This window comes from Duganella levis (assembly GCF_009857605.1).
Taxonomy (GTDB): Bacteria; Pseudomonadota; Gammaproteobacteria; order Burkholderiales; family Burkholderiaceae_D; genus Rugamonas; species Rugamonas levis.
This window is the reverse complement of sequence record NZ_WWCT01000003.1, coordinates 229,573-251,850: the sequence shown is the minus strand read 5'-3', so window position 1 is coordinate 251,850 and position 22,278 is coordinate 229,573. Positions and strand designations below refer to the sequence as shown.

Below are 22,278 nucleotides of genomic sequence, written 5' to 3'. Positions count from 1 at the left end.
GGGCCACAGTTCCCATGAAGATTTGTCGGCTTTCGTCTCGCCTGTGTCTGGTTTGCACGTAAAATAAGACTTTGTTCATATCGGCGATTTTCTCCATGCTCCGCAGTTTTGTTTTCTCCAGCATCCTGATGGCCTTCGGCGCCGCCCAGGCCAATGTCGTCGTAGTCCTTAATTCCCGCGACGCTACCGTGCAGTTGCTGGACCAGGCGACCTACAAGGATCTGAACACCATCCCGGTCGGCAAGGAGCCGCACCACCTGATGGCGACGCCGGACAATAAATCGCTGATCGTCGCCAGTTCGGTCGGCAACGAGCTGATTTTCCTCGATCCGAAAACCGGCCAGCCACAGCGCACCATCAAGAATATCCTCGACCCGTACCAGATCGGCTTTTCGCCGGACCAGAAGTGGTTCGTGTCGAACTCGCTGCGGCTGGACCGCGTCGACCTGTATAAATACGACGGCGCCAATATGACGCTGGCCAAGCGCCTGCCGCTGGCCAAGCTGCCGAGCCACATGGCGTTCAACGCCGCCAGCAATATGGTGTTCATCACCCAGCAGGGCAGCGACCAGGTCAGCGCCATCGACCTGACCACACAGACCGTCAAGTGGACGCTGCCGGTCGGCAAGCTGCCAGCCGGTATCGCCATGACGCCGGACGATAATTATCTGCTGGTCGGCATCATGGGCAGCGACTACGTGGAAGTGATCGACTGGAAAGCGCAGAAAACCGTCAAGCGCATCAAGACCGGCATGGGCGCGCACAATTTCCGTTCGGCTGGCGATGGCCGTTATACCTACGTCTCCAACCGTGTTTCCAATTCGATCAACATCATTGATCAGAAGACATTGGAAAACGTCGGCCAGATCAACGTGCCCGGCGGCCCGGACTGCATGGAAATCACCGACGACGGCAAGACCATGTGGGTGACGCTGCGCTGGATTAAAAAAGTGGCGGTGATCGACCTGCAAAGCCGCAAAGTGATCAAGACGATTCCGGTCGGCCGTTCGCCGCATGGCGTGTTCTTCTTTAACTCCGCACAACGCTGATGAAGCGCGCCGCGGCCCTGATCATGTTGATGCTGGCGGCGCCGTTGCAGGCGGCGCCAGCGTGCAAAGGCACGGTCTACCTGACCTTCGACACCGGCAGCCAGTCGCAGGCCGAACTGATTGCCGATACGCTGAACCGCCACAAGATCAAAGCCACTTTCTTCCTCGCCAACGAGAAAACCGTGCGCGGCGATTATTCGCTCGATCCGTCCTGGTCTGCGTACTGGAAGGCGCGGGTGACGGAGGGCCATGCGGTCGGCACGCACACCTGGGACCACGCGGTGTTCGCGCGCGACGGCGCCGACGGCGCGGTGATGGTCAAGCCCGGCTTCGGCCCGCAGGCCGGCAAGCTGGTCAGCTGGACGCCGCAGCAGTATTGCGAGCAGCTCAAGCGCGTCGACCAACGCTTTGTCGAATTGACCGGCGCGCATCTCGATCCGCTGTGGCGCGCGCCGGCCGGCCGCACCTCGCCACGCCTGCTGGACATCGGCAAGACCTGCGGCTACGCGCATGTGGGCTGGTCGCCGGCCGGCTTCTCGGGCGATGAACTGTCGAGCGAAAAGTATCCGAATGCGGTACTTTTGCAGAAGTCGTTGCGCGACCTGCGCGGCGGCGATATTGTGCTGATCCATATGGGCATCTGGTCGCGCAAGGATGCGTGGGCGCCGGCCAATCTTGAACCTCTGATTAGCGGGCTTGAGCAGAAGGGCATGTGCTTTGCCACGCTGCGCGAGCATCCGGATTATAAAAAATGATAGAAGCAATCTCTGACTGGCTGGGCGTGGCGCAGGGCTGGTTGTTTGAAACGGCGATCCAGCCGCTGGTGTTCCAGCTCGGCTTCGGCGCATTCGTCGAAGACGCGTTCGAGGGCACCGAGTGGCTGTTGATCGGCTTGCTGGAACTGGCGCTGCTGTTCCTGGTGCTGCGGCCGCTGGAGTCGCTGATTCCGGCGCAGCAGATCACCGATCCGCGCGCGCGCTGGAACGATTTCCTGTACACCGTGCTGCACCGGATCGGCGTGTTCTCGGTGCTGATCTTCTTTACGCTCGATCCGCTGATGGACGGGCTGGCCGGCTGGCTGCGCTTTGACGGCTTCCATCCATTTAACCTGGAATCGCTGTGGCCGGGCATCAGCCCGCTGGCTGCCTTCGCCGTCTATTTCGTGGTGCTGGATTTCTTCGATTACTGGTATCACCGCGCCTCGCACCACTTCAACTGGTGGTGGGGCCTGCACGGCCTGCACCACAGCCAGCAGAACATGAACCTGTGGAGCGACGACCGCAACCACATTCTCGACGACCTGCTGCGCGACGTTTATATGGGCGTGATCTCGCTGGGCATCGGCGTGGAGCCGGCGCAGTATGTGATGCTGGTGTCGGTGTCGCGCATTTTGCAGAGCCTGCAACACGCCAACGTCCGCATCCATTTCGGCTGGCTGGGCGAGCGGCTGCTGGTGTCGCCGCGCTATCACCGCATGCACCATGCCATCGGCGCCGGCCACGAAAACGAGGATGGCAAGCTGGGCGGCTGCAATTTTGCCGTGCTGCTGCCGGTCTGGGACATCATTTTCCGCACCGCCAATTTCACGCCGCAGTTTGTCGCCACCGGCATCCGCGACCAGCTGGAAGGCCGCGACTACGGCCGTGGCTTCTGGTCGCAGCAGGCGTTGGGCCTGCGCCGCATGATTGAATACGCACGTAAGGATGTCGTCTGATGAGTAACGTTTTCCGCGCATGGGGCCGCGCTTTCCTGTCCCAATGGCACGGCAAGATGCTGATGATGAGCATCGTTCCCTTCCTGTTGGCGCTGGGCGTCTGGGCGGTGGCGCTGTATTTCTACCTGCAGCCTCTGGTCGATTACCTGCATGCGCAGTTTGCCGACCATAATCTGTTCGCCACCAGCACCAGCTGGCTACGCAGCCTGGGGCTGGACACGCTGACCTCGGTGGTGGTGCCGCTGATCGCCATGCTGGCGCTGCTACCGTTGATGATACTGACCGCACTGATTTTCATCGGCGTGGTGGCGATGCCGCTGATCGGCCGCCATGTCGGCCTGCGTCACTATCCGCAGCTGGAGCAGCGCAAGGGCGGTTCGATTGTGGGCAGCGTCGGCGTGGCGCTGGGCGGCATGGCGATTTTCATCGGCCTGTGGATACTGACCTTGCCGCTGTACGCCTTCCCGCCGCTGGCGGTGCTGGTGCAGGCGCTGCTGTGGGGCTGGCTGACCTGCCGCGTGATGGTGTACGACACGCTGGCCGATTACGCCAGCACCGAGGAACGCCAGCAGATCCTGCGCGAACACCGCTGGCGCCTGCTGGTGATCGGCGTGGTATCGGGCGCGGCCGGCGCATTGCCGGGCGCGATCTGGCTGGGCGGCGTGATGGCGGTGGTGATGTTCCCGTTCCTCGCGGCCGTCTCGATCTGGCTGTATGTACTGATTTTTATCTTTACCGGCTTGTGGTTCGCGTACTATTGCCTGGATGCGCTGGCGCGGTTGCGAGCTCAGGAAGTCATAGAAAAGGAATAGACGATGGCAATCGGACTCATCATCATTGGCGACGAAATCCTGTCGGGCAGGCGCGTCGACCAGCATTTCCCCAAAGTCGTGCAGATGCTGGCGGCGCGCGGCCTGCAGCTGACCTGGGCCGAGGTTCTGCCGGACGATCCGGCCCGCATCACGGCCACGCTGCAACGCACTTTTGCTACTGACGACATCGTGTTCTGCTGCGGCGGCATCGGCGCCACGCCGGACGATCACACGCGCCAGGCTGCTGCCGACGCGCTGGGCCTGCCGCTGGTGATGCATGAGCAAGGCAAGCTCAACATTCAGCAACGCATCGTACAAATGGCGCAGGATGCCGGCCAGATCGCCGACCTCAATTCCGACGAAAACCTGCACCGCCTCAAGATGGCCGAGTTTGCCGAAGGCGCGGCGCTGATCCCCAACCCATACAACAACATCGCCGGCTTCGCGCTGAGCAAGCACTACTTCGTGCCGGGCTTTCCGGTGATGGCGTGGCCGATGCTGGAATGGGTGCTGGACAACCACTACGCCGACCTGTTCAACCGCGAACCGCACCTGGAACAATCGGTCTTGGTGTACGAAGCGGCCGAGTCGGCGCTGACGCCGCTGATGGTGGCGATCGAGCAGCAGTTTCCGCGCGTGAAAGTGTTCAGCTTGCCGAGCGTGGGCGACGCCAACACGCGCCGCCACATCGAGCTCGGCGTCAAAGGCGAGCCGGTGCAGACGGCCACTGCCTTCATCCAACTGTGCGACGAGTTGCGCAAGCTTCAGGTAGAGTTCAAACCGACTTAGTCCGCTTTGTGACAGTCGAATGACACGGCGTTCCTTCTTCGGAGAGAGCGCCGTTGTTTTTTTGCGAAAAACAAACGGTGCTTTGCATTTATTGTGCGTCTGCTCCCATCGGCGTCGCGCCGATGTGGTGCAATGGAAGCTAGCAAGATTGACTTGAAACACGCGATGCTCCCTCCAAATACACCTGAATCATCCGAGGCCCATCTGGCGCAAGCACAGATGGACCCACCACTACCGCCGGACGAAGGCGCACCCAAGAAAAGCAAACGCACCCGCAATGCCTTCCTGCTGGTGCTGCTGGTCGGCGTGTCCTTTACGATTTACTGGGGCTACCGCGAAACGCTGACCTCGTCGATGCAGGCGCGCATCTTTACCGACCTCGCCAGCAAGATGACGTACAAGGTCGAGAAGGGCCCGAGCAAATCGATCCGCTTCCCGCACGACAGTCCGTACGACGAGCGGCTCGGCTATGCCGGCCTGCCGGACTACATCGGCAAGCTCAGCCAGCGTGACTACAAGGTCGCGGCGCAGGCGCGCATCTCGCCCAAGATGGCCGAGCTGGCCGACATGGGCGTGTTCGCCACCTACCGCGAAAAGACCAAGACCGGCCTGACGATTTACGATTGCCGCGCGCAGGAACTGTTTGCCGCCAGCTATCCGGAGCGCATCTACAACAAGTTCGACGCCGCGCCGAAAGTGCTGGTGAGCAGCCTGCTGTTCATCGAAAACCGCGAGCTGCTGGACAACACCTATCCGAAGCGCAATCCGGCGGTGGAGTGGGACCGGCTCGGCAAGGCGGTGCTGGAGAAGACCGCCAGCGCAGTCGGCGGCGGCCACCGCGCGGCCGGCGGCAGCACGCTGGCCACGCAGATCGAAAAGTATCGCCACTCGCCGGAAGGTCGCACCGGCTCGATGAAGGACAAGCTGCAACAGATGGTGTCGGCCAGCCTGCGGTCGTACCAGGACGGGCCGGAGACGCTGAAGGCGCGGCGCCGCATTGTGCTTGAATACCTGAACACGGTGCCGCTGTCGGCCAAGCCCGGTTATGGCGAAGTGAACGGTATCGGCGACGGCATGTGGGTGTGGTACGGCCGCTCGTTTGACGACGTCAACAAACGCCTGAATGGCAAGCTGGACAATCCAGATGCGGATACCGCGCTGGTGTTCAAGGAAGCGCTGAGCCTGATGATTGCGCAGCGCCGCCCGAGCTACTATCTGGGCGACGGCGCGGCCGACCTGGAAGTGCTGGCCAACAGCCACTTGCGGATTCTGGCCAACGACGGCGCCATCACGCCGGCCATGCGCGACGTGGCGCTGAAGCAGGTGCTGCATCCTGCCACCGGCAATGGTTTGCAATCGGCACCGGCGCAGACCTTCGTCAGCCGCAAGGCCTCGAACGCGATCCGCAACCACCTGGCCAATCTGCTGGGCGACAACCGCATGTACAACCTCGACCGGCTGGACCTGACCGTGGTCAGCACGCTGGATGCGCAGGCGCAGACCGCCGTCACGCAGGTGCTGCGTGACTTGCGCGATCCGGAGAAGGCCAAGGCGGCCGGCCTGACCGGCAAAGGCATGCTGGGCAACGGCGATCCGGCCAATGTGGTGTACAGCTTCACCTTGCTGGAAAAAGGCGAGCAGAACAATCTGCTGCGCTTGCAGACCGATAACTTCGACCAGCCGCTGGATATCAACGAAGGCGCCAAGCTGGACCTGGGCTCGACCGCCAAGCTGCGCACGCTGATCACCTATCTGGACATCATGGACCAGTTGCTGAAGAAATACGGCGGCATGGACAACGCGGCGCTGAGCCAGGTGAAAGTCGATCCGCAGGACAAGCTGTCGCAATGGGCGCTGGATTACTTCAAGACCTTGCCGGTCGGCCAGCGCGAGTTGACGCCGATGCTGAACGCGGCCATGGAGCGCAAGTATTCCGGCAATCCGGGCGAGGGCTTCTTCACCGGCGGCGGCCTGCATCACTTCGGCAACTTCTCCAAGGAAGACAACAACAAGATCCTGACCGTGACCGAAGCGCTGCGCCACTCCACCAACCTGGTGTTCGTGCGCCTGATGCGGGACGTGGCCAAGTTCTATATGTTCTCCAATCCGGGCTCGTCGGCGTCGTTGCTGGCGGATGCGGACGATCCGCGCCGCGCTGGCTACCTCGCGCGCTTCGCCGACAAGGAAGGCAAGGAATTCCTGGGCCGCTTCTACGCCAAGTACAAGGGCAAGCCGGAAGGCGAGATCGACAAGATCCTGCTGGCCAATATCCGCAGCACGCCGGTGCGGCTGGCGGTGATCCATCGCACCATGTATCCGTTGGCGACGCAGGAGCAGTTTGCTGCCTTCCTGAAAGAGAACCTGCCGTCGCAGAACGAGGTGCCGGAAGAGCGCGTGGCCAAGCTGTACGACCAGTATGCAATCGGCAACTGGTCGCTGGCCGACCGTGGTTATCTGGCCAGCGTGCATCCGCTGGAATTGTGGATGGCGGCCTATCTCCGCCTGCATCCGGGCGCGACCTTGAGCGAGATGACCAAGGCCAGCGAGCAGGAGCGGCAGGATGTCTACCAGTGGCTGTTCAAGACGCACCGCAAGCATGCGCAGGACAAGCGCATCGCCGGCCTGATCGAGGTGGAAGGCTTCATGGAAATCCACAAGCAGTGGAAGAAAATGGGCTATCCGTTTGAATCGCTGGTGCCGTCGTATGCGACCACGCTGGGCGCCTCGGCCGACCGGCCGGCCTCGCTGGCGGAGCTGATGGGGATTATCGTCAACGGTGGCGTGCGCAAGAGTTCGCAGCGCATCACCTCACTGCACTTTGCCAAGGACACGCCGTACGACACGCTGGTGACCAAGGCGCCGCCGACCACCAACGAGCAGGTGATTGCGCCGCAAGTGGCGCGGGTGGCGGCGGATGCGATCCGTGGTGTGGTGTCGGACGGTACCGCCAAGCGCGTGAAGTCGGCGTTTGTGTCGGCCGATGGTTCGATCATTCCGGTGGGCGGCAAGACCGGAACCGGCGACCAGCGCTTTGATGTGTATGGCGGTGGCGGACGACTGATCGAGTCGCGCTATGTGAACCGGTCGGCGACGTTTGTGTTCAATATCGGCGAGCGCTTCTTTGGCTCGATGACGGCGTATGTGCATGGGCCGGAGTCGAAGAACTATGACTTCACCAGCGCCTTGCCGGTGCAGCTGCTGGTGGTGCTGGCGCCGAATCTGATGCCGTTGATTGAACCGCATGCGGCGCCTAAACCCGGCACAACCCCGTCGATCGTGAAAGTCGGGGGAATGGCGCCGGAAGTCGCGAAAGCGCCATTGCAGGCTTGCGGCGGGTAATTTCTACCCCGCACGCCGCATACCAGGGTCAGACCCCGTACGGGGTCTGACCCTTTTTTATCTTGCGGGTTTCCCTTGCATAGTTGCTGATTTATTGGCAAGGTGTGAGCCCATGAAACCTATGCGCCACCACATGTCCAAGATCCTCAAGTTTACCCAGTTCTCCTTCCGGGATCTGATCGTCGCGGCCGCGCCGACGGTGCTGACCATCGTCGGCATCTGCCTGCTGGCCTACTGGCTGGTCGACCCGGCGCCGCCGCGCACGGTGCGGCTGGGGACTGGGCAGGAAAACTCGGCCTACGAGGACTTCGGCAAGAAATACGCTACCGCGCTGGCCAAGCATGGTGTCAAGGTGACGCTGGTGCCATCGGCCGGTTCCAGCGAAAACCTGCGCAATCTGAAAGAAGGCAAGGTCGATATCGCCTTTGTGCAAAGCGGTTCCACCAATGAGGAGGCGGCCGAGCGCGAAGGTCTGTCGTCGCTGGGCAGTCTGTTCGTTGAGCCGCTGTGGCTGTTCCTGCGCGAAGAGAAGGGCAAACCGCCGATCACTCAGCTGACCCAGCTGCGCGGCAAGAAGATCAACTATGGCGCCAAGGGCGCCGGTTCGCCGCGCCTGTTCCGCCAGGTGCTGGAACTGAATGGCGTCGAAAAGGACGAAGTGCAGCGCTTCTCGCTGTCCAACACGCCGGCCACGGTGGAATTGCTGGAAGGCCGCATCGACGGCCTGGTGTTCACCTCGGCGCCGGAAGCGCCACTGATCCAGATGCTGCTGCAAACGCCGGGCATCCGGCTGTTCGATTTTAACCAGGCCGAGGCTTACTCGCGCAAGCTGCCATTTTTGACGCATGTGGTGCTGCCGCAGGGCATTGTTGATTTGGGCCGCAACATTCCGTCCGAGGACTACAACCTGATCGCGCCGACCGCCACGCTGGTGGCGCGCGATGATCTGCATTCGGCGCTGGTGGATTTGTTCGTGCAGGCGGCGTCGACGATTCACAGCGGCGCCGGCTGGTTCCAGCAGCAGGGCCAGTTCCCTTCCGCCAAGTACACCGAGATTCCGGTCGATCCGGAGGCGGCCAAGTTCTACAAGAGCGGGCCGCCGTTGTTGCAGCGGTATATGACTTTCTGGCTGGCGAATTTCTTCGACCGCATGTGGGTGCTGGTGGTGGCGCTGGGCGCGCTGATCCTGCCGCTGTCGAAGGTGATCCCGCCGCTGTACGTGTGGCGCATCCGCTCGCGCGTTTACAAATGGTACGGCCAGCTGCGGGCGGTGGAGCAGAAGGTGGAGGAAGCCCAGGAAGCCACCCGCATGCAGGTCTACGAAGAGCAGTTGAAGCGGCTGGATGAGATCGAGGAGCTGGTCAACCAGGTCTCGATCCCGCTGTCGTTTGCCGATGGCCTGTATGGCTTGCGCAGTCACATCCAGTTCGTGCGCAAGCGCATTCTGTTCCTGATGGGCGAGGCCAGCCCGGCCGCGCCCGCGACGGTGCCGGTCTAGGCGCCGATCCAGGGCAGGCCGGCGTGGCACCAGCCGCTGACGTTCTTGCGGTGGCCGTGTTCGTCCTTGTCGCCCTCAAAGCCTTCCAGGATGTCGTAGCAGTGCTGGTAGCCGTGTTCGGTCGCCAGCTTGGCTGCACCACGCGAGCGCACGCCGGAACGGCACAGGAATAAAATCACCTGATCCTTGCGCGCGATGCCATTCAATTGCTCGATAAATTCGTGGTTGGCGTTGCCACCTGGATAAGTCGCCCACTGGACCGCACCATGTTGGGCGTCCGGAATCGCCACCCGGCCCACCCAGTCACGCTCGGCATTGGTGCGCACGTCGATCAGCTTGATGGCGTTTTCCGCGCTGATCAATTCATAGGCTTCCTGCGGCGTCACCGCACCGGCATAGGGCCAATCCTTGCTGCGGCTACGGGCAAGGGCGAGGATCTCATCTATTTTGCTCATAAGGTGTTCCGGTAATAAGTTTAAGTTTATTATAGGCGTCCGTGCCCGGCCCGCGACTGCGACGCACCAAAACCATGCGCTTTTCAGTAAATATCCTAAAATGCACTTACAAGGTGCAAAATGTGAGAAACGCACTAAATCGGTGCGTGATTGTTCTGCTGTAAATTCAGGCACTTGAACACGCCCGCCAATTTTAGAATGATTTTGGCCGCGAGTTCAAAGACGCTACCAACATATCGATAGTCGTTCTGTGGCTGGCATGGATACTGCTTAGTAAGGCCTCACGAGTTCCACACATTCCCTTTAGGAGATACGCATGGCAATGACAGCCGCAGAAGTTCTGAAAATGGTCCAGGAAAACGAAGTCAAATTCGTTGATTTCCGTTTCGCGGATACCCGTGGTAAAGAACAGCACGTTACCGTGCCTGTGTCGGCTTTCGACATCGACAAGTTTGAATCGGGTCACGCATTTGACGGTTCCTCGATCGCCGGCTGGAAGGGTATTGAAGCATCCGACATGATTCTGATGCCTGATCCAAACACCGCGAACATCGACCCGTTCATGGAAGAGACCACGCTGTTCATGCAATGCGACGTCATCGAACCAGCTGACGGCAAGGGCTACGACCGCGATCCACGCTCCATCGCCAAACGCGCTGAAGCGTACCTGAAATCGTCCGGCATCGGCGACACCGCCTACTTCGGCCCGGAACCAGAATTCTTCATCTTCGACAGCGTCCGTTGGAAAATCGACATGTCGGGTTGCTTCGTCAAGATCGATTCCGACGAAGCGTCGTGGTCGACCGGCGAAAAAATCGAAGGCGGCAACAGCGGCCATCGTCCAACCGTCAAGGGCGGCTACTTCCCAGTGCCACCAGTGGACAGCTTCCAGGACATGCGTTCGGAAATGTGCCTGATCCTGGAATCGCTGGGCATCCCGGTTGAAGTGCACCACCACGAAGTGGCTGGCGCTGGCCAGAACGAAATCGGCACCAAGTTCTCGACCCTGGTTGAGCGCGCGGACTGGACCCAGAACCTGAAATACGTGGTCTGGAACGTCGCCCACAGCTACGGCAAAACCGCGACCTTCATGCCAAAACCTATCGTTGGCGACAACGGTTCGGGCATGCACGTGCACCAGTCGATCTGGAAAGACGGCAAAAACCTGTTCGCTGGCGACGGCTATGCCGGCCTGTCGGATACCGCCCTGTACTACATCGGCGGCATCATCAAGCACGCCAAAGCACTGAACGCGATCACCAACCCAGGCACCAACTCGTACAAACGTCTGGTGCCAGGCTTTGAGGCTCCAGTGAAACTGGCGTACTCGGCGAAAAACCGTTCGGCTTCGATCCGTATTCCACACGTGGCCAATCCAAAAGGCCGCCGTATCGAAACCCGCTTCCCGGATCCACTGGCCAACGTCTACCTGTGCTTCTCGGCACTGATGATGGCGGGTCTGGACGGTATCCAGAACAAGATCCATCCAGGCGAAGCAGCGTCGAAAGACCTGTACCACCTGCCGCCAGAAGAAGACGCACTGATTCCAACCGTGTGCGCCTCGCTGGAAGAAGCGCTGGACGCCCTGAACAAAGACCGCGAGTTCCTGACCCGTGGCGGCGTGTTCAGCGATTCGATGATCGATGCTTACATCGAACTGAAAATGCAGGACGTGCAGCGCATGCGCATGACCACTCACCCTGCTGAGTTCGACATGTACTACTCGCTGTAATCACCGGGCGCTACGGCGCTGGTGAGGCGGTATCCAACGCGGGGCGAGCTGATGCTTTCCCCGCGTTTTTATTTGGATGCTGTATATTCGGGTGGACTGTTCCACCCACGGATTTACGAATGACAATGAGTTTGAAACTGAGTGTGTTGCTGGCTTTGTTTGCATCGGCGGCGGCGCATGGACAGATCTATAAATGCCAGCCGCCCGGCGGCAGTGTCGAGTTCACCGACATCAACCGGGGCAGCTATTGCAAGCTGATGGATCTGCCCGGCATGACGGTGCCGGCGCCGGCGCGGCGCAGCGGTCCGTCGGCGCCGCGCGCCGCGCAACCAGTCGCCACGCCGGGCGAATTCCCGCGCGTCGACAGCGCCGAGCAGAAGGCGCGCGATGCCGACCGCCGTGGCATCCTCGAAGACGAGCTGAAGACCGAGCAGCAAAAGCTGGCCGAGCTGCGGCGCGAATTCAACGGCGGCGAGCCGGAACGGCGCGGCGATGAACGCAACTACGCCAAGTACCAGGAACGGGTGGCCGCGCTGCGCGACAGCATCAGCCGCTCGGAAAAGAATGTCGATGCCTTGAAACGTGAGATCGCGAATATCCGATGAGCATAGTGAATAAGATCGCGGCCCGCGCGGCCGCCGCCATCCACCGTCCGCCGTCGCTGGCGGGGCTGGAACTGCTGGCTTCGGCCGTGGTGCTGCTCGATGCGCAAGGCCATATCGCCTACGCCAACGCGGCCGCCGAGAACCTGCTGGAAAGCTCGCTGAAGGCGCTGTCGCGGCAGACGCTGAGCGCGCAGTTCCTCAATCCGGACGAGCTGGAACATACCTGCGCGCAAGCGCGCGAACACAAATTCTCCGACCTGCGCCAGGACCTGACGCTGGAACGTCCCGGCCGCGAGCCGCTGCATGTGCACAGCATCGTCTCTGCGGTGGAAGATCCGGTAGGCGGCGTGCTGATCGAGCTGCGCGAGAACCAGCAGCATCTCAAGCTGGACCGCGAAGAGCGCATTCTCGACCAGAGCCAGGTCAACAAGGAGTTGATCCGCAACCTGGCGCACGAGATCAAGAATCCGCTGGGTGGCATCCGTGGCGCCGCGCAGCTGCTGGAGATGGAACTGCCGGGCGCGCATGCGGTGCAGCTGCGCGAGTACACGCAGGTCATCATCAAGGAAGCCGACCGCCTGCAAACGCTGGTGGACCGCCTGCTGGCGCCGCACCGCCGGCCGCACATCGTCGGCGACGTCAACATCCACGAAGTGCTGGAGCGGGTGCGCAGCCTGATGCTGGCGGAGTTCCCGTCCGGCCTGACGATTCTGCGCGATTATGATGCGTCGATTCCCGAATTCCGCGGCGATAAGGAGCAACTGATCCAGACCGTGCTGAACATCGCGCACAACGCCGCGCAAGCGCTGGCGGTGCAGATCGACGGCGGTGAAGCGCAGATCGTTTTCAAGACGCGGGTGGCGCGCCAGGTGACGTTGGCCAAGGTCCGCTACGGGCTGGCATTAGACTTGCATATCATTGACAATGGACCGGGTATCGCACCCCAGATCCGCGACCGCATCTTCTACCCATTGGTATCAGGCAGGGAGGGCGGCAGCGGGCTGGGACTGACCTTGGCACAGACCTTCGTGCAACAGCACATGGGCGTGATCGAGTGCGAGAGCCGGCCTGGATGTACGGATTTCCGTATTTTGCTGCCGTTGCCATAAGCCGCGGCGGGCATTGCGGACCGTGTCCCTTGATTGACGATCATCGCGGAAAAAATACAACACATGAAGCCAATCTGGATAGTAGACGACGACGAATCGATCCGCTGGGTACTGGAAAAAGCACTGGCCAGGGAAAACCTGGCGACCAAGAGTTTTGCCAATGCGCGCGACGCCATTGCCGCGCTGGAGTACGAGACGCCGCAGGTGCTGGTGTCCGACATCCGCATGCCGGGCGACTCCGGCCTGGACTTGCTGCAGCTGGTGAAGTCACGCTTCCCAGGCCTGCCGGTCATCATCATCACCGCCTTCTCCGACCTGGATTCCGCCGTGGCGGCGTTCCAGGGCGGCGCGTTTGAGTATCTGGCCAAGCCGTTCGATATCGACAAGGCAGTCGAGCTGATCCGGCGCGCGCTGGACGAAAGCCTGCGTGAAACCAGCGTCGAGTCGGGGCCGGCGGAAACGCCGGAAATCCTCGGCCAGGCGCCGGCCATGCAGGAGGTCTTTCGCGCGATCGGTCGCCTCTCTCAATCGAATGTGACGGTGCTGATCACCGGCGAATCCGGCTCCGGCAAGGAGCTGGTGGCGCGCGCGCTGCACAAACACTCGCCGCGCGCGGCGCAGCCGTTTATCGCGCTGAACACGGCGGCGATACCCAAGGATTTGCTGGAGTCCGAATTGTTCGGCCACGAGCGCGGCGCCTTTACCGGCGCCCAGACCACGCGTCGGGGCCGCTTCGAGCAGGCCGAGAACGGCACGCTGTTCCTCGATGAGATCGGCGACATGCCGTTCGACTTGCAGACGCGTTTGCTGCGGGTGCTGTCAGATGGCCATTTCTATCGCGTCGGCGGCCACCAGCCGCTGAAGGCGAACGTGCGCGTGATTACCGCTACCCACCAGAATCTCGAACAGCGCGTGCGCGAAGGACTGTTCCGCGAAGACTTGTATCACCGCCTGAACGTGATCCGTTTGCGCTTGCCCAGTTTGAGGGAGCGGCGCGAAGACATCCCTATTTTGGTGCGTCACTTCCTGGTGCAGAGCGCGAAACAATTGGGCGTGGAAGCCAAGCGCATGAGCGATGCGGCTTTGCAGTTCCTGTGCAGCCTGGAGTTGCCGGGCAATGTGCGGCAACTGGAAAACCTGTGCAACTGGATCACGGTGATGGCGCCGGGGCAGACGGTGGAGATCAAGGATCTGCCGCTGGAACTGTCGCAGGAGCAGGCGGGCAGCACGCCGGCGTTGACGGCGACGCCGGCCGAAAGCTACGGCGCGCCGCAGCACCATGGCACGGTCACAGCGGCGCCGGTGGCGGAGTCGGGCGCTAGCGCGAATGCGTCGCCGGATGCGTGGCTGGGATTGCTGGAGATGCAGGCGGCCAGCATGCTCAGTGGTGGTCAGCAGGAGGTGATGGCGGTGCTGGGACGGCAGTTTGAGTCGGCCCTGATCCGCACCGCGCTCAAGCACACGCACGGCCGCAAGAACGATGCAGCGGTACGCTTGGGCATCGGCCGCAACACCATCACCCGCAAGATCGCCGAGCTCGGCATCGACGGCGCCAAGGACGACTAAACGTCCTCGGTCATCGAACGAAACGGCGCCTTGTTGTATAAGGCGCCGTTTTTTTACATCAACGCCACGGCATCGGCGCCGGCGGCAATACGCATCGGCGCGTCGGAGCTGGTGGCGGCTTGCCACACAGCCTGCGCCACATCGATGGCTTGCGTCACTTCTTCGGTGGACTGCGCCCATTCGGCAAACACATTCTGCGCCATGGCCGCATAGGCTTCCGGAATCGCTCCCTGCATGCGCGGCTGCGCGTTGGCGCCGAAGCTGGTGGTCGGCGCGCGTCCCGGCAACACCAGATTGACGCGCACATTGAACTGCGCCAGTTCCAGCGCCAGCGATTCCGTGAACGCGTTCACCGCCGCCTTGCTCCCCGTGTACACCGACAGCAGCGGCAGCGATTTCACGGTCACGCTGGAGGTTACGTTGATGATCACACCGGCCTTGCGCCCGCGCATCTGCGGTAGCACCGCCTGCGTGACGGCGATGGTGCCGAAGGTGTTGGTCTCGAATATCTCGCGTACCTTGTCCATGCTGATGCCTTCCAGCGCGCCCAGCAAGCCGATGCCGGCATTGTTGACCAGCACGTCGACCGGAGCGGCGGTTTCGATCAGCTTTTGGATGCTGTCCGGATCGGTCACGTCCAGCGGCAGCACGCGCAGATGCGGCGATGCGGGCAGCAGCTCGGCGTTGGGCGTGCGCATGGTGGCGATGACTTGCCAGTCGCGTTCCAGGAAGTAGCGGGCGGTTTCCAGGCCGAAGCCGGACGAGCAGCCAGTGATGAGGATGGTTTTCATGGGAACTCCTGTTGGGTGGGTATGACAGCACTGTAGCTACCCATCGCCGGACTTGCTACAATCGATAGTCCATTTTTCGTTAGCAAACGTCCAGATATGACCGATCCCCTCGACGAAGTAGTCAGCTTGCTTCAGCCACGTATCCGCTACTCGAAAGTCGTCAGCGCCGCCGGCCCCTGGCGCGTGCAGCGCTCGCATGAAGGGCAGCCGTTCTACTGCGCGGTGCTGGAAGGGGCCAGCCTGCTGACGGTTGGCGGCCGGGAGCCGCTGCCGCTGCGTCAGGGCGATTTCGTGCTGATCCCGGAGTCGCATGCGTTTTCGATGAGCAGCTTGCAGCCGCCGCCAGCAGACGTGGAGAATGCCGCGCCGCTGGCCTTGCCCAACGGCGAGTTTCGTTTCGGCCCGCCGGATCGTCCGGCCGAGTCGGTGCTATTGATCGGCCATTGCGCCTTTGATTCGCCGGACGCGGCGCTACTGGTGTCGCTGCTGCCGCGCCTGATTCATGTACGCGATGAGCCACGCTTGGCGACGCTGGTGCAATTGGTCGGTGACGAATCGCGCGCGCGGCGGCCGGGGCGGGAAGTGGTGCTGGCGCATCTGCTGGAAGTGCTATTGATCGAAGCCCTGCGCGCCAGTGCCATCAGCGCAGCGCCGGGCCTGCTGCGCGGCCTGGCCGATGAGCGTCTGGCGCTGGCGCTGCGGCGCATGCACGAGGAGATGACCGCACCGTGGACAGTGGCGGAGCTGGCCAGGGAAGCCGCGCTGTCGCGCTCGGCATTCTTTGAACGCTTCAGCCGTGCCGTGGGCGTGGCGCCGATGGAGTATCTGCTGCGCTGGCGCATGGCCAAGGCCAAGAACCTGCTGCGCCGGCAACAAGGCAACGTGGCCGATGTGGCCGGGCAGGTCGGTTATGGTTCGGCCAGCGCGTTCAGCGTGGCGTTCACGCGGCACGTCGGCATGTCGCCGACCCGCTATGCGCTTACGCCGCCGCCCGCGCCGCCCGCTTGACCGCCTGCGGCGGCACGCCGTAGGCGCGGATGAAGGCGCGGCGCATGCGCTCCGGATCGTCAAAACCCACTTCGCGCGCGACCACATCGATGGCGTGGTTGCCTTCCTCGATCATGTTGCGCGCCGCTTCCACGCGCAGCGTTTCCACCGCCTTGGCCGGCGACTGGCCGGTCTCCAGCCGGAACGCACGGCTGAACTGGCGGCGGCTCAGGTTGGCCGCCTCGGCCAGTTCGTCCACCGACAAGGCCTTGCGCAGATGGCGCTTGGCATAGGTCAGCGCGGTCTGGATGCGGTCCGATTTCGGCTCCAGTTCCAGCAGGGCCGAGAACTGCGACTGGCCACCGGTACGGCGGTGATACACCACCATCTTGCGCGCCACCGCGCGCGCCAGTTCCGCGCCGTAATCGGCTTCCACCAGCGCCAGGGCCAGATCGATGCAGGCGGTCATGCCGGCCGAACTCCACACGTGGTCGTGCTGGATGAAGATGCGGTCCTCGTCCACCTTGGCCTTGGGATGCAGGCGTTGCAGCTCGCGCGCCTGGGCCCAGTGCGTAGTCACGCGCCGGCCTTCCAGCAGGCCCGCTTCGCCGAGGAAGAAGGCGCCGGTACAGATGCTGGCGGTGCGCCGCGACGCCTGGCTGGCCTCGCGCAGGAAGGCGATGAAACCGGGCGTCGAACGGATGGCTTCCATGCTGCCGGCCACCATCACGGTATCGAAACCCGGCGCGCCGAAGGGCAGCGTCGCCACCGTCACGCCGGCGGAACTGGCCACGGGGCCGCCGTGCTCGGAGAGCATGCTGAGCTCGTAATACGGCCCACCCGGCATGGCGTTGGCGACCTCAAACACCGTCACCGCCGCCAGATCGACGATCTGGAAACCGGGGAATAGCAGCAAACCGATGGCTTTTTTCATGATGGCCTAAAAAGAGGTATCTACATCACATGGGCCTTAGTTTGCGCCGCTACACTGCGTCTGTCAACTTAACGAACAGGAGCAAAATCATGAAAACCGCACTTATTACCGGCGCATCCTCGGGCATCGGCGCCGTCTATGCAGACCGTCTGGCCCGTCGCGGCTACGACCTGATCCTGGTGGCGCGCGACGCCGCCAAGCTGTCGGTTCTGGCGCAGCAGCTGCACACCGCCACCGGCCGCAAGGTCGAGACCATCGCCGCCGACCTGGGTGTGAGCGCCGACCTGCGCCGCGTCGAGCAGCGCCTGGCCGAGGACGCCAGCATCGCCATGCTGGTGAATAACGCCGGGCTGGGATCGGTGAAACCGCTGATCGATTCGACGCCGGAAGAGCTGGATACGCTGATCAACGTGAACGTCACCGCGTTGACGCGCCTGACGCGCGCCGTGGCGCCGGGCCTGGTGGCGCGCGGCGAAGGTGCGATCATCAATATCTCGTCGATCGCGGCGCTGAAGCCGGAGCTGCTGAACGGCGTCTACGGTGGCGGCAAGGCCTTCGTGCTGGCGCTGACCCAGTCGCTGCACCACGAGCTGGGCGGCAAGGGCGTGCAGGTGCAGGCAGTGCTGCCGGGCGCGATCGCCACGCCGTTCTGGGACCGCGCCGGCCACGCCGTGGAAAACCTGCCGGCCGAGTTGGTGATGACGCCGGAAGACCTGGTGGACGCGGCACTGGCCGGCTTCGACCAGCGCGAGCTGGCGACTGTGCCGTCGCTGCCCGACCTGGTCGACTTCAACCGAATGGAAGAGGCGCGCCATGCGCTGGCCGGCGATCTGTCGCGTAACAAGCCGGGCGCACGCTATTTCAAAGCAGCTTAAGCCGTCCCTGCGCGCTTGAGGTAAGCTCTTGGCTGTGAAGCCAAGGGCTTTTTCTTTTTCATGGAATGCGTATGCTGATTAATTGTGTGGCCTATCAGGATGGTAAAAAACTGGCCGACATTGCGGTGGAAGACATCAGCGAATATGTCGAAAAACCGGAGACGTTTGTCTGGGTCGCCCTGCACGATGCGGAGCCGGAAGAGCTGGCGGTGATGCAGCACGAATTCGGCCTGCACGAACTGGCGGTGGAGGATGCCAGCCGCGGCCACCAGCGGCCCAAGATCGAGGAGTATGGCGATTCGCTGTTTGTGGTGGTCAAGACCATCGAGTGCCACGAGGGCGAAGTCTCGGTGGGCGAGGTCGATATCTTCGTCGGCCAGAACTATATTCTGTCGTCGCGCGACGGCAGCAGCCAGCAGGGTTTCAAGAGCGTGCGCGCGCGCGCCGAGAAGGAGCCGCACATGCTGCGGCTGGGGCCGGCCTTCGTGCTGTATGCGCTGATGGATACGGTGGTCGACCGTTACTTCCCGGTGCTGGATATGCTGGAAACCGAGCTGGAAAAGATCGAGGAGCTGATCTTCACCCAGGGCCGGCAGCGCGACAACATCCAGCGCCTGTACGAGCTGAAGGGCAAGGTCACCACGGTGCGCCATGTGGTGGCGCCGCTGATGGAGGCGGTGGGCCGGCTGCACGGCGGCCGCGTGCCGGCGATGTGCCAGGATACGCAGGAATACTTCCGCGACGTGCACGATCATCTGCACCGCATCAGCAGTTCACTGGACGGCATCCGCGACACGATTGCGACGGCGATCCAGGTCAACCTGTCGATGGTCGCGATCGATGAGAGTGAAGTGAACAAGCGGCTGGCGGCGTGGGCGGCGATCTTTGCGATCGTCACGGCGTTTGCCGGGCTGTGGGGCATGAATTTCAAGTACATGCCGGAGCTGGAGTGGAAGTTCGGCTATCCGATGGCGATTGCCGTCATGATCAGCGTGTGTCTCTATCTGCACCGGCGTTTCAAGAAAGCCGGTTGGTTATAAAAAAGCCCGCGCGGCTTGCACCGCGCGGGCCTCATTCAAACGCTAGCTATTAGAACTTGTAGCCAGCGGTCACGTAGACGAAGCGGCCACGTGGATCGTACTGGTTGATGTCGTAGCCGGCCTGGAACTGGTTGGTGACTGCGGTACCAATCGGTTGTGGCTGCTTGTCGAACAGGTTCTTCACGCCCAGTGCCAGGGTCAGGTTTTTGATGCCTTTCCAGGTCACGTTGGCGTCGTAGATCGCTTCGGCGCCGATGAACACGCGGTTGTCGTTCAGGTCGTGGCCAACTTCGTAGCCAGTGCGGAAGCGCTGGATCAGGGTGGTAGCCCATGGACCATTGCTCCAGGTGCCGGCCAGGTTGTGTTTCCAACGCAGGATCACGCCGCCGTTTTGCGCGCCGATGACCGGGTTGCCAGCGTAGTCAACAATGGTGCCGACCTTGTGCGAGATGTCGCCGCCTGGGCTGGTCTGGTTGAAGTCGTCCATGTAGGTACCGTTCAGATCAACGCTCAGCTTACCGAAGCTGAAGTTGTCTTTCCAGTTAGCCGACAGGTCGATACCTTGCACGTTGGCGTTACCGGTGTTGGCCAGCGTCGAGCGGATGCTGACGATGTCGTTGTCACGCAGGGTCACCAGGCCAGCGTAGGCGGAGTCGCCGGCGCGGAAGCGCGAAACGATTTCCTGTGCCGACGGGGTCGCCAGAATGTCGCGGATGTTGATGTTGAAGAAGTCAACCACGATGCTGGTCGAGGCCACTGGCTGCCATACCAGGCCAACCGAGTACTGCTTCGATTTCTCTGGCTTCAGGTTAGGATTGCCGCCGCTCAGCGCGTTCACTTGCAGGCCGTTCTGGTGGGTTGCCGGATCGTTGAACTGTTCCGACGTACCCAGGGTTTGCGGGGTCCACAGGTCGACCAGCGACGGTGCGCGGAAGCCGGTGCCGTAGGAACCGCGCAGGGCGATTTCCTTGGTGGCGCGCCACATGAAGTTACCCTTCCAGTTGGCGGTATTGCCGACGTCGTTGTACTTGTCGTCACGGGCCGACAGGTTGACGTCCAGGTTTTTCAGCACTGGCACGTTCAGCTCGCCGAACACCGAGTTGACGGTACGGCTGCGGTCGATAGGCACCACCGAGCCACCCAGGCCGGAGATGTCGCCCGACTCGTAGGCGGCGCTCGGATTGGTGATGTATTTCTCTTTGCGCGACTGCAGGCCCAGCGCGTATTGCGGGGTGATGCCGGCCACGTTGAAGAAATCGCCGGTCAGCTTGGCGTCGAAGGCGTCGCTGGTCGATTTGGCGTTCAGGAAGGTGCCGCTGAAGGCCGAGCCTTTCAGCTGGTCAGCCAGGGCGCCGGTTTGCACGCCGCCTGCTGCCCATGGGTTCCAGTTGCTGTTGTTGATGATTTTGGCGTAAGCAACTTGCGAGAAGTAGCCGCTGGTCACAGCGCTTTCCAGCTTGGACTCGTTGTGGCTCAGGCCGACTTCGTAGTCGCCGAAGCTCAGCGAACCCTTGGCGCCAACCACGATACGGGCTTGCTTGGCGGTGTCGACGTTCTGGCGGGGGCCGAAGTCAAACACGCGCGAGGTGATCGACAGCGGCTTGCCGATCAGCGAGGTGTAACCCTGGCTGGTCAGGTAAGGCACGGCGATCGACTGGTAGACCGGGTTCGACGGGAACAGCAGCAGGGCGGCGTCGACACCTTGGGCCGCGAACTGGCCGTCGGTTTCGAAGAACGAGGCGCGCGCTGGCGATGCCTGGTAGGTCTGGGTTACTTTGCTTTGCGAGTACAGCAAGTCTGCGAACAGCTCGTGGTTCTCGTTCAGTTTGTAGCTCAGGTTGCTGGTGAAGTTGTACAGTTCACGATCCGGGGTCAGGCCGACGTCCGGGCCGCTGTCGTAGGCGCAATATGGGCTGCCTTTGGCGCCGCCTTGCAGCGTGGCCATTTTGATGGTCGAGCACTTGTCGCCGATCGCCAGCGGATTGCCGTAGCCGGAACCGCCGCTGCTGAAGCCGGCGTCAGGACCGACGCCCGGGGTGAACGAACCCTGGATGTTGCCCAGACCGGTAGCGGTCGAGTTGTAGTACGGCAGGCGGGTGGCCGAAGCAGCGTACGAACGGTCGCGGCCGAACAGCGCTTTTTCCTTCTCGTAGGAGCCGGATGCCACGATGCTCAGCTTGTCGTTGTTGAAGCCGCCGGTAATCGAGGCACGGCCGTTCTGGCCGCCGCCGCTTTCGCTTGGCGAACCGTAGGTGCCGGTGACTTCGATGCCTTCGACGCGTTTCGACAGGATGAAGTTGACCACGCCGGCCACGGCATCACTACCGTACACGCCTGACGCGCCGTCTTTCAGCACTTCGACGCGCTCGATGGCGGCCAGCGGGATGGCGTTGACGTTGACCGACGAACCATCGCTACCGGCGAAGGCAGCCAGGCGGCGGCCATTGACCAGCACCAGCGTGCGGGTCGAGCCGAGGCCGCGCAGCGAGATCGACGACAGGCCGCCGGTCGAGGTGCCGGCGCCGGTAGCGTTGCTGACGCCGCCAGCCGACGAGAAGGCCGAGATCGACTGCAGCAGTTCTTCGGTGCTGGAGGCGCCGGTTTTGGCGATGTCGGCTTTGGTGACGACTTGCACAGGCAGGGACGTTTCAGCGTCCACACGCTTGATCGACGAACCGGTGATTTCCACGCGTTGGATCACAGGGGTATCCTGTGCAAATACAGGCTGGGCCAGCAGGCTGGCGCCGATCAGCGCCGCGCTGCCCGAAAACATCAGGCGCACTGCACGCGAGATTGCGGTTTCCATCATCATTGGTTTGAGCTCCTAGGATTGTTGTACAACGTCACATTGAAAGACGTGCCAGGAATAATTTTTCTTAGTAAATTATCCAAGATAAGCATGAAACCACCGGAAGTCCTTGGCGGTCAATTGTCAATGTGTAATGACAACGTAATAAACAACACTTTCGGTCATTTTTTACCC

The 22,278-nt window shown here is 62.1% G+C and carries 18 protein-coding genes; 14 read left to right on the top strand and 4 right to left on the bottom strand.

The features are described from left to right. The first annotated feature begins 95 nt into the window (after positions 1 to 95). The 7 genes from GTP69_RS06245 to GTP69_RS06215 all read left to right on the top strand — a co-directional run bounded on the left by GTP69_RS06245 (position 96) and on the right by GTP69_RS06215 (position 9,201). Positions 96 to 1,049: a YVTN family beta-propeller repeat protein gene (locus GTP69_RS06245; protein WP_161054067.1), complete on the top strand. Its 954-nt coding sequence runs from the start codon at positions 96 to 98 to the stop codon at positions 1,047 to 1,049. Next, complete coding sequence (locus GTP69_RS06240) at positions 1,049 to 1,804, top strand: polysaccharide deacetylase family protein (protein WP_161054066.1); 756 nt, start codon at positions 1,049 to 1,051, stop codon at positions 1,802 to 1,804. The genes GTP69_RS06245 and GTP69_RS06240 overlap by 1 nt, the downstream gene beginning before the upstream one ends. Next, positions 1,801 to 2,763: a sterol desaturase family protein gene (locus tag GTP69_RS06235; RefSeq protein ID WP_161054065.1), complete on the top strand. Its 963-nt coding sequence runs from the start codon at positions 1,801 to 1,803 to the stop codon at positions 2,761 to 2,763. The genes GTP69_RS06240 and GTP69_RS06235 overlap by 4 nt, the downstream gene beginning before the upstream one ends. After that, positions 2,763 to 3,575, top strand: a complete 813-nt coding sequence (locus GTP69_RS06230) for an EI24 domain-containing protein (RefSeq protein WP_161054064.1) — start codon at positions 2,763 to 2,765, stop codon at positions 3,573 to 3,575. The genes GTP69_RS06235 and GTP69_RS06230 overlap by 1 nt, the downstream gene beginning before the upstream one ends. Before the next feature lie 3 nt (positions 3,576 to 3,578). Beyond that, positions 3,579 to 4,364: a competence/damage-inducible protein A gene (locus GTP69_RS06225; protein ID WP_161054063.1), complete on the top strand. Its 786-nt coding sequence runs from the start codon at positions 3,579 to 3,581 to the stop codon at positions 4,362 to 4,364. A gap of 219 nt (positions 4,365 to 4,583) precedes the next feature. Continuing rightward, on the top strand, positions 4,584 to 7,703 hold the full coding sequence (locus GTP69_RS06220) for a transglycosylase domain-containing protein (RefSeq protein ID WP_161054062.1): 3,120 nt from the start codon (positions 4,584 to 4,586) through the stop codon (positions 7,701 to 7,703). A 133-nt stretch (positions 7,704 to 7,836) separates the two neighbouring features. Beyond that, positions 7,837 to 9,201 carry a TAXI family TRAP transporter solute-binding subunit gene (locus tag GTP69_RS06215; RefSeq protein WP_161054148.1) on the top strand — a complete coding sequence of 455 codons (1,365 nt, stop codon included), beginning with the start codon at positions 7,837 to 7,839 and terminating at the stop codon, positions 9,199 to 9,201. Here GTP69_RS06215 and GTP69_RS06210 read toward each other — a convergent pair. Then, positions 9,198 to 9,656, bottom strand: a complete 459-nt coding sequence (locus GTP69_RS06210) for a rhodanese-like domain-containing protein (RefSeq protein WP_161043723.1) — start codon at positions 9,654 to 9,656, stop codon at positions 9,198 to 9,200. The genes GTP69_RS06215 and GTP69_RS06210 overlap by 4 nt on opposite strands. Positions 9,657 to 9,972: 316 nt before the next feature. On the opposite strand from GTP69_RS06210, the gene glnA reads away from it, so the two are divergent. The 4 genes from glnA to ntrC all read left to right on the top strand — a co-directional run bounded on the left by glnA (position 9,973) and on the right by ntrC (position 14,668). Then, entirely contained in the window at positions 9,973 to 11,388 is a 1,416-nt protein-coding gene (gene glnA / locus GTP69_RS06205) for a type I glutamate--ammonia ligase (protein ID WP_110847087.1), read from the top strand. Positions 11,389 to 11,507: 119 nt separating this feature from the next. After that, the gene (locus tag GTP69_RS06200) at positions 11,508 to 11,993 is read left to right on the top strand and encodes a DUF4124 domain-containing protein (RefSeq protein WP_371867823.1); all 486 of its coding nucleotides are present in this window, start codon (positions 11,508 to 11,510) and stop codon (positions 11,991 to 11,993) included. Then, complete coding sequence (gene glnL / locus GTP69_RS06195; protein WP_161054060.1) at positions 11,990 to 13,102, top strand: nitrogen regulation protein NR(II); 1,113 nt, start codon at positions 11,990 to 11,992, stop codon at positions 13,100 to 13,102. The genes GTP69_RS06200 and glnL overlap by 4 nt, the downstream gene beginning before the upstream one ends. Before the next feature lie 63 nt (positions 13,103 to 13,165). Continuing rightward, positions 13,166 to 14,668 (top strand): nitrogen regulation protein NR(I), encoded by a 1,503-nt coding sequence (gene ntrC / locus GTP69_RS06190; RefSeq protein WP_161054059.1) that lies wholly within the window; start codon positions 13,166 to 13,168, stop codon positions 14,666 to 14,668. Positions 14,669 to 14,721: 53 nt separating this feature from the next. Here ntrC and GTP69_RS06185 read toward each other — a convergent pair whose 3' ends face one another. Next, a complete protein-coding gene (locus GTP69_RS06185) occupies positions 14,722 to 15,459 on the bottom strand; it encodes an SDR family oxidoreductase (RefSeq protein WP_161054058.1) in 738 nt (245 codons plus the stop codon). Between the two features lie 96 nt (positions 15,460 to 15,555). Between GTP69_RS06185 and GTP69_RS06180 the strand changes: the two genes are divergently transcribed. Continuing rightward, on the top strand, positions 15,556 to 16,467 hold the full coding sequence (locus GTP69_RS06180) for an AraC family transcriptional regulator (protein WP_161054057.1): 912 nt from the start codon (positions 15,556 to 15,558) through the stop codon (positions 16,465 to 16,467). Here the strand turns inward: GTP69_RS06180 and GTP69_RS06175 are convergent. Next, entirely contained in the window at positions 16,439 to 17,380 is a 942-nt protein-coding gene (locus tag GTP69_RS06175; protein ID WP_161054056.1) for a GlxA family transcriptional regulator, read from the bottom strand. The two genes, GTP69_RS06180 and GTP69_RS06175, sit on opposite strands and share 29 nt — an antisense overlap. A gap of 89 nt (positions 17,381 to 17,469) precedes the next feature. Between GTP69_RS06175 and GTP69_RS06170 the strand changes: the two genes are divergently transcribed. Together GTP69_RS06170 and corA are read left to right on the top strand one after the other, a co-directional pair. Next, positions 17,470 to 18,255 (top strand): SDR family NAD(P)-dependent oxidoreductase, encoded by a 786-nt coding sequence (locus GTP69_RS06170; protein WP_161054055.1) that lies wholly within the window; start codon positions 17,470 to 17,472, stop codon positions 18,253 to 18,255. 71 nt (positions 18,256 to 18,326) lie between these two features. After that, complete coding sequence (corA, locus tag GTP69_RS06165; RefSeq protein ID WP_161054054.1) at positions 18,327 to 19,295, top strand: magnesium/cobalt transporter CorA; 969 nt, start codon at positions 18,327 to 18,329, stop codon at positions 19,293 to 19,295. Between the two features lie 49 nt (positions 19,296 to 19,344). Here corA and GTP69_RS06160 read toward each other — a convergent pair whose 3' ends face one another. Then, positions 19,345 to 22,107: a TonB-dependent receptor gene (locus GTP69_RS06160; RefSeq protein ID WP_161054053.1), complete on the bottom strand. Its 2,763-nt coding sequence runs from the start codon at positions 22,105 to 22,107 to the stop codon at positions 19,345 to 19,347. Positions 22,108 to 22,278 lie beyond the last annotated feature (171 nt).

Bases quoted from the DNA above. Each gene is read 5' to 3' on its own strand.
- GTP69_RS06220 (WP_161054062.1), top strand. From the start codon at position 4,584: ATGGACCCACCACTACCGCCGGACGAAGGCGCACCCAAGAAAAGCAAA.
- GTP69_RS06215 (WP_161054148.1), top strand. From the start codon at position 7,837: ATGTCCAAGATCCTCAAGTTTACCCAGTTCTCCTTCCGGGATCTGATC.
- GTP69_RS06210 (WP_161043723.1), bottom strand. From the start codon at position 9,656: ATGAGCAAAATAGATGAGATCCTCGCCCTTGCCCGTAGCCGCAGCAAG.
- GTP69_RS06160 (WP_161054053.1), bottom strand. From the start codon at position 22,107: ATGATGATGGAAACCGCAATCTCGCGTGCAGTGCGCCTGATGTTTTCG.
- GTP69_RS06235 (WP_161054065.1), top strand. From the start codon at position 1,801: ATGATAGAAGCAATCTCTGACTGGCTGGGCGTGGCGCAGGGCTGGTTG.
- GTP69_RS06225 (WP_161054063.1), top strand. From the start codon at position 3,579: ATGGCAATCGGACTCATCATCATTGGCGACGAAATCCTGTCGGGCAGG.
- ntrC (WP_161054059.1), top strand. From the start codon at position 13,166: ATGAAGCCAATCTGGATAGTAGACGACGACGAATCGATCCGCTGGGTA.
- GTP69_RS06180 (WP_161054057.1), top strand. From the start codon at position 15,556: ATGACCGATCCCCTCGACGAAGTAGTCAGCTTGCTTCAGCCACGTATC.
- corA (WP_161054054.1), top strand. From the start codon at position 18,327: ATGCTGATTAATTGTGTGGCCTATCAGGATGGTAAAAAACTGGCCGAC.
- glnL (WP_161054060.1), top strand. From the start codon at position 11,990: ATGAGCATAGTGAATAAGATCGCGGCCCGCGCGGCCGCCGCCATCCAC.
- GTP69_RS06170 (WP_161054055.1), top strand. From the start codon at position 17,470: ATGAAAACCGCACTTATTACCGGCGCATCCTCGGGCATCGGCGCCGTC.
- GTP69_RS06200 (WP_371867823.1), top strand. From the start codon at position 11,508: ATGACAATGAGTTTGAAACTGAGTGTGTTGCTGGCTTTGTTTGCATCG.
- glnA (WP_110847087.1), top strand. From the start codon at position 9,973: ATGGCAATGACAGCCGCAGAAGTTCTGAAAATGGTCCAGGAAAACGAA.
- GTP69_RS06175 (WP_161054056.1), bottom strand. From the start codon at position 17,380: ATGAAAAAAGCCATCGGTTTGCTGCTATTCCCCGGTTTCCAGATCGTC.
- GTP69_RS06185 (WP_161054058.1), bottom strand. From the start codon at position 15,459: ATGAAAACCATCCTCATCACTGGCTGCTCGTCCGGCTTCGGCCTGGAA.
- GTP69_RS06245 (WP_161054067.1), top strand. From the start codon at position 96: ATGCTCCGCAGTTTTGTTTTCTCCAGCATCCTGATGGCCTTCGGCGCC.
- GTP69_RS06230 (WP_161054064.1), top strand. From the start codon at position 2,763: ATGAGTAACGTTTTCCGCGCATGGGGCCGCGCTTTCCTGTCCCAATGG.
- GTP69_RS06240 (WP_161054066.1), top strand. From the start codon at position 1,049: ATGAAGCGCGCCGCGGCCCTGATCATGTTGATGCTGGCGGCGCCGTTG.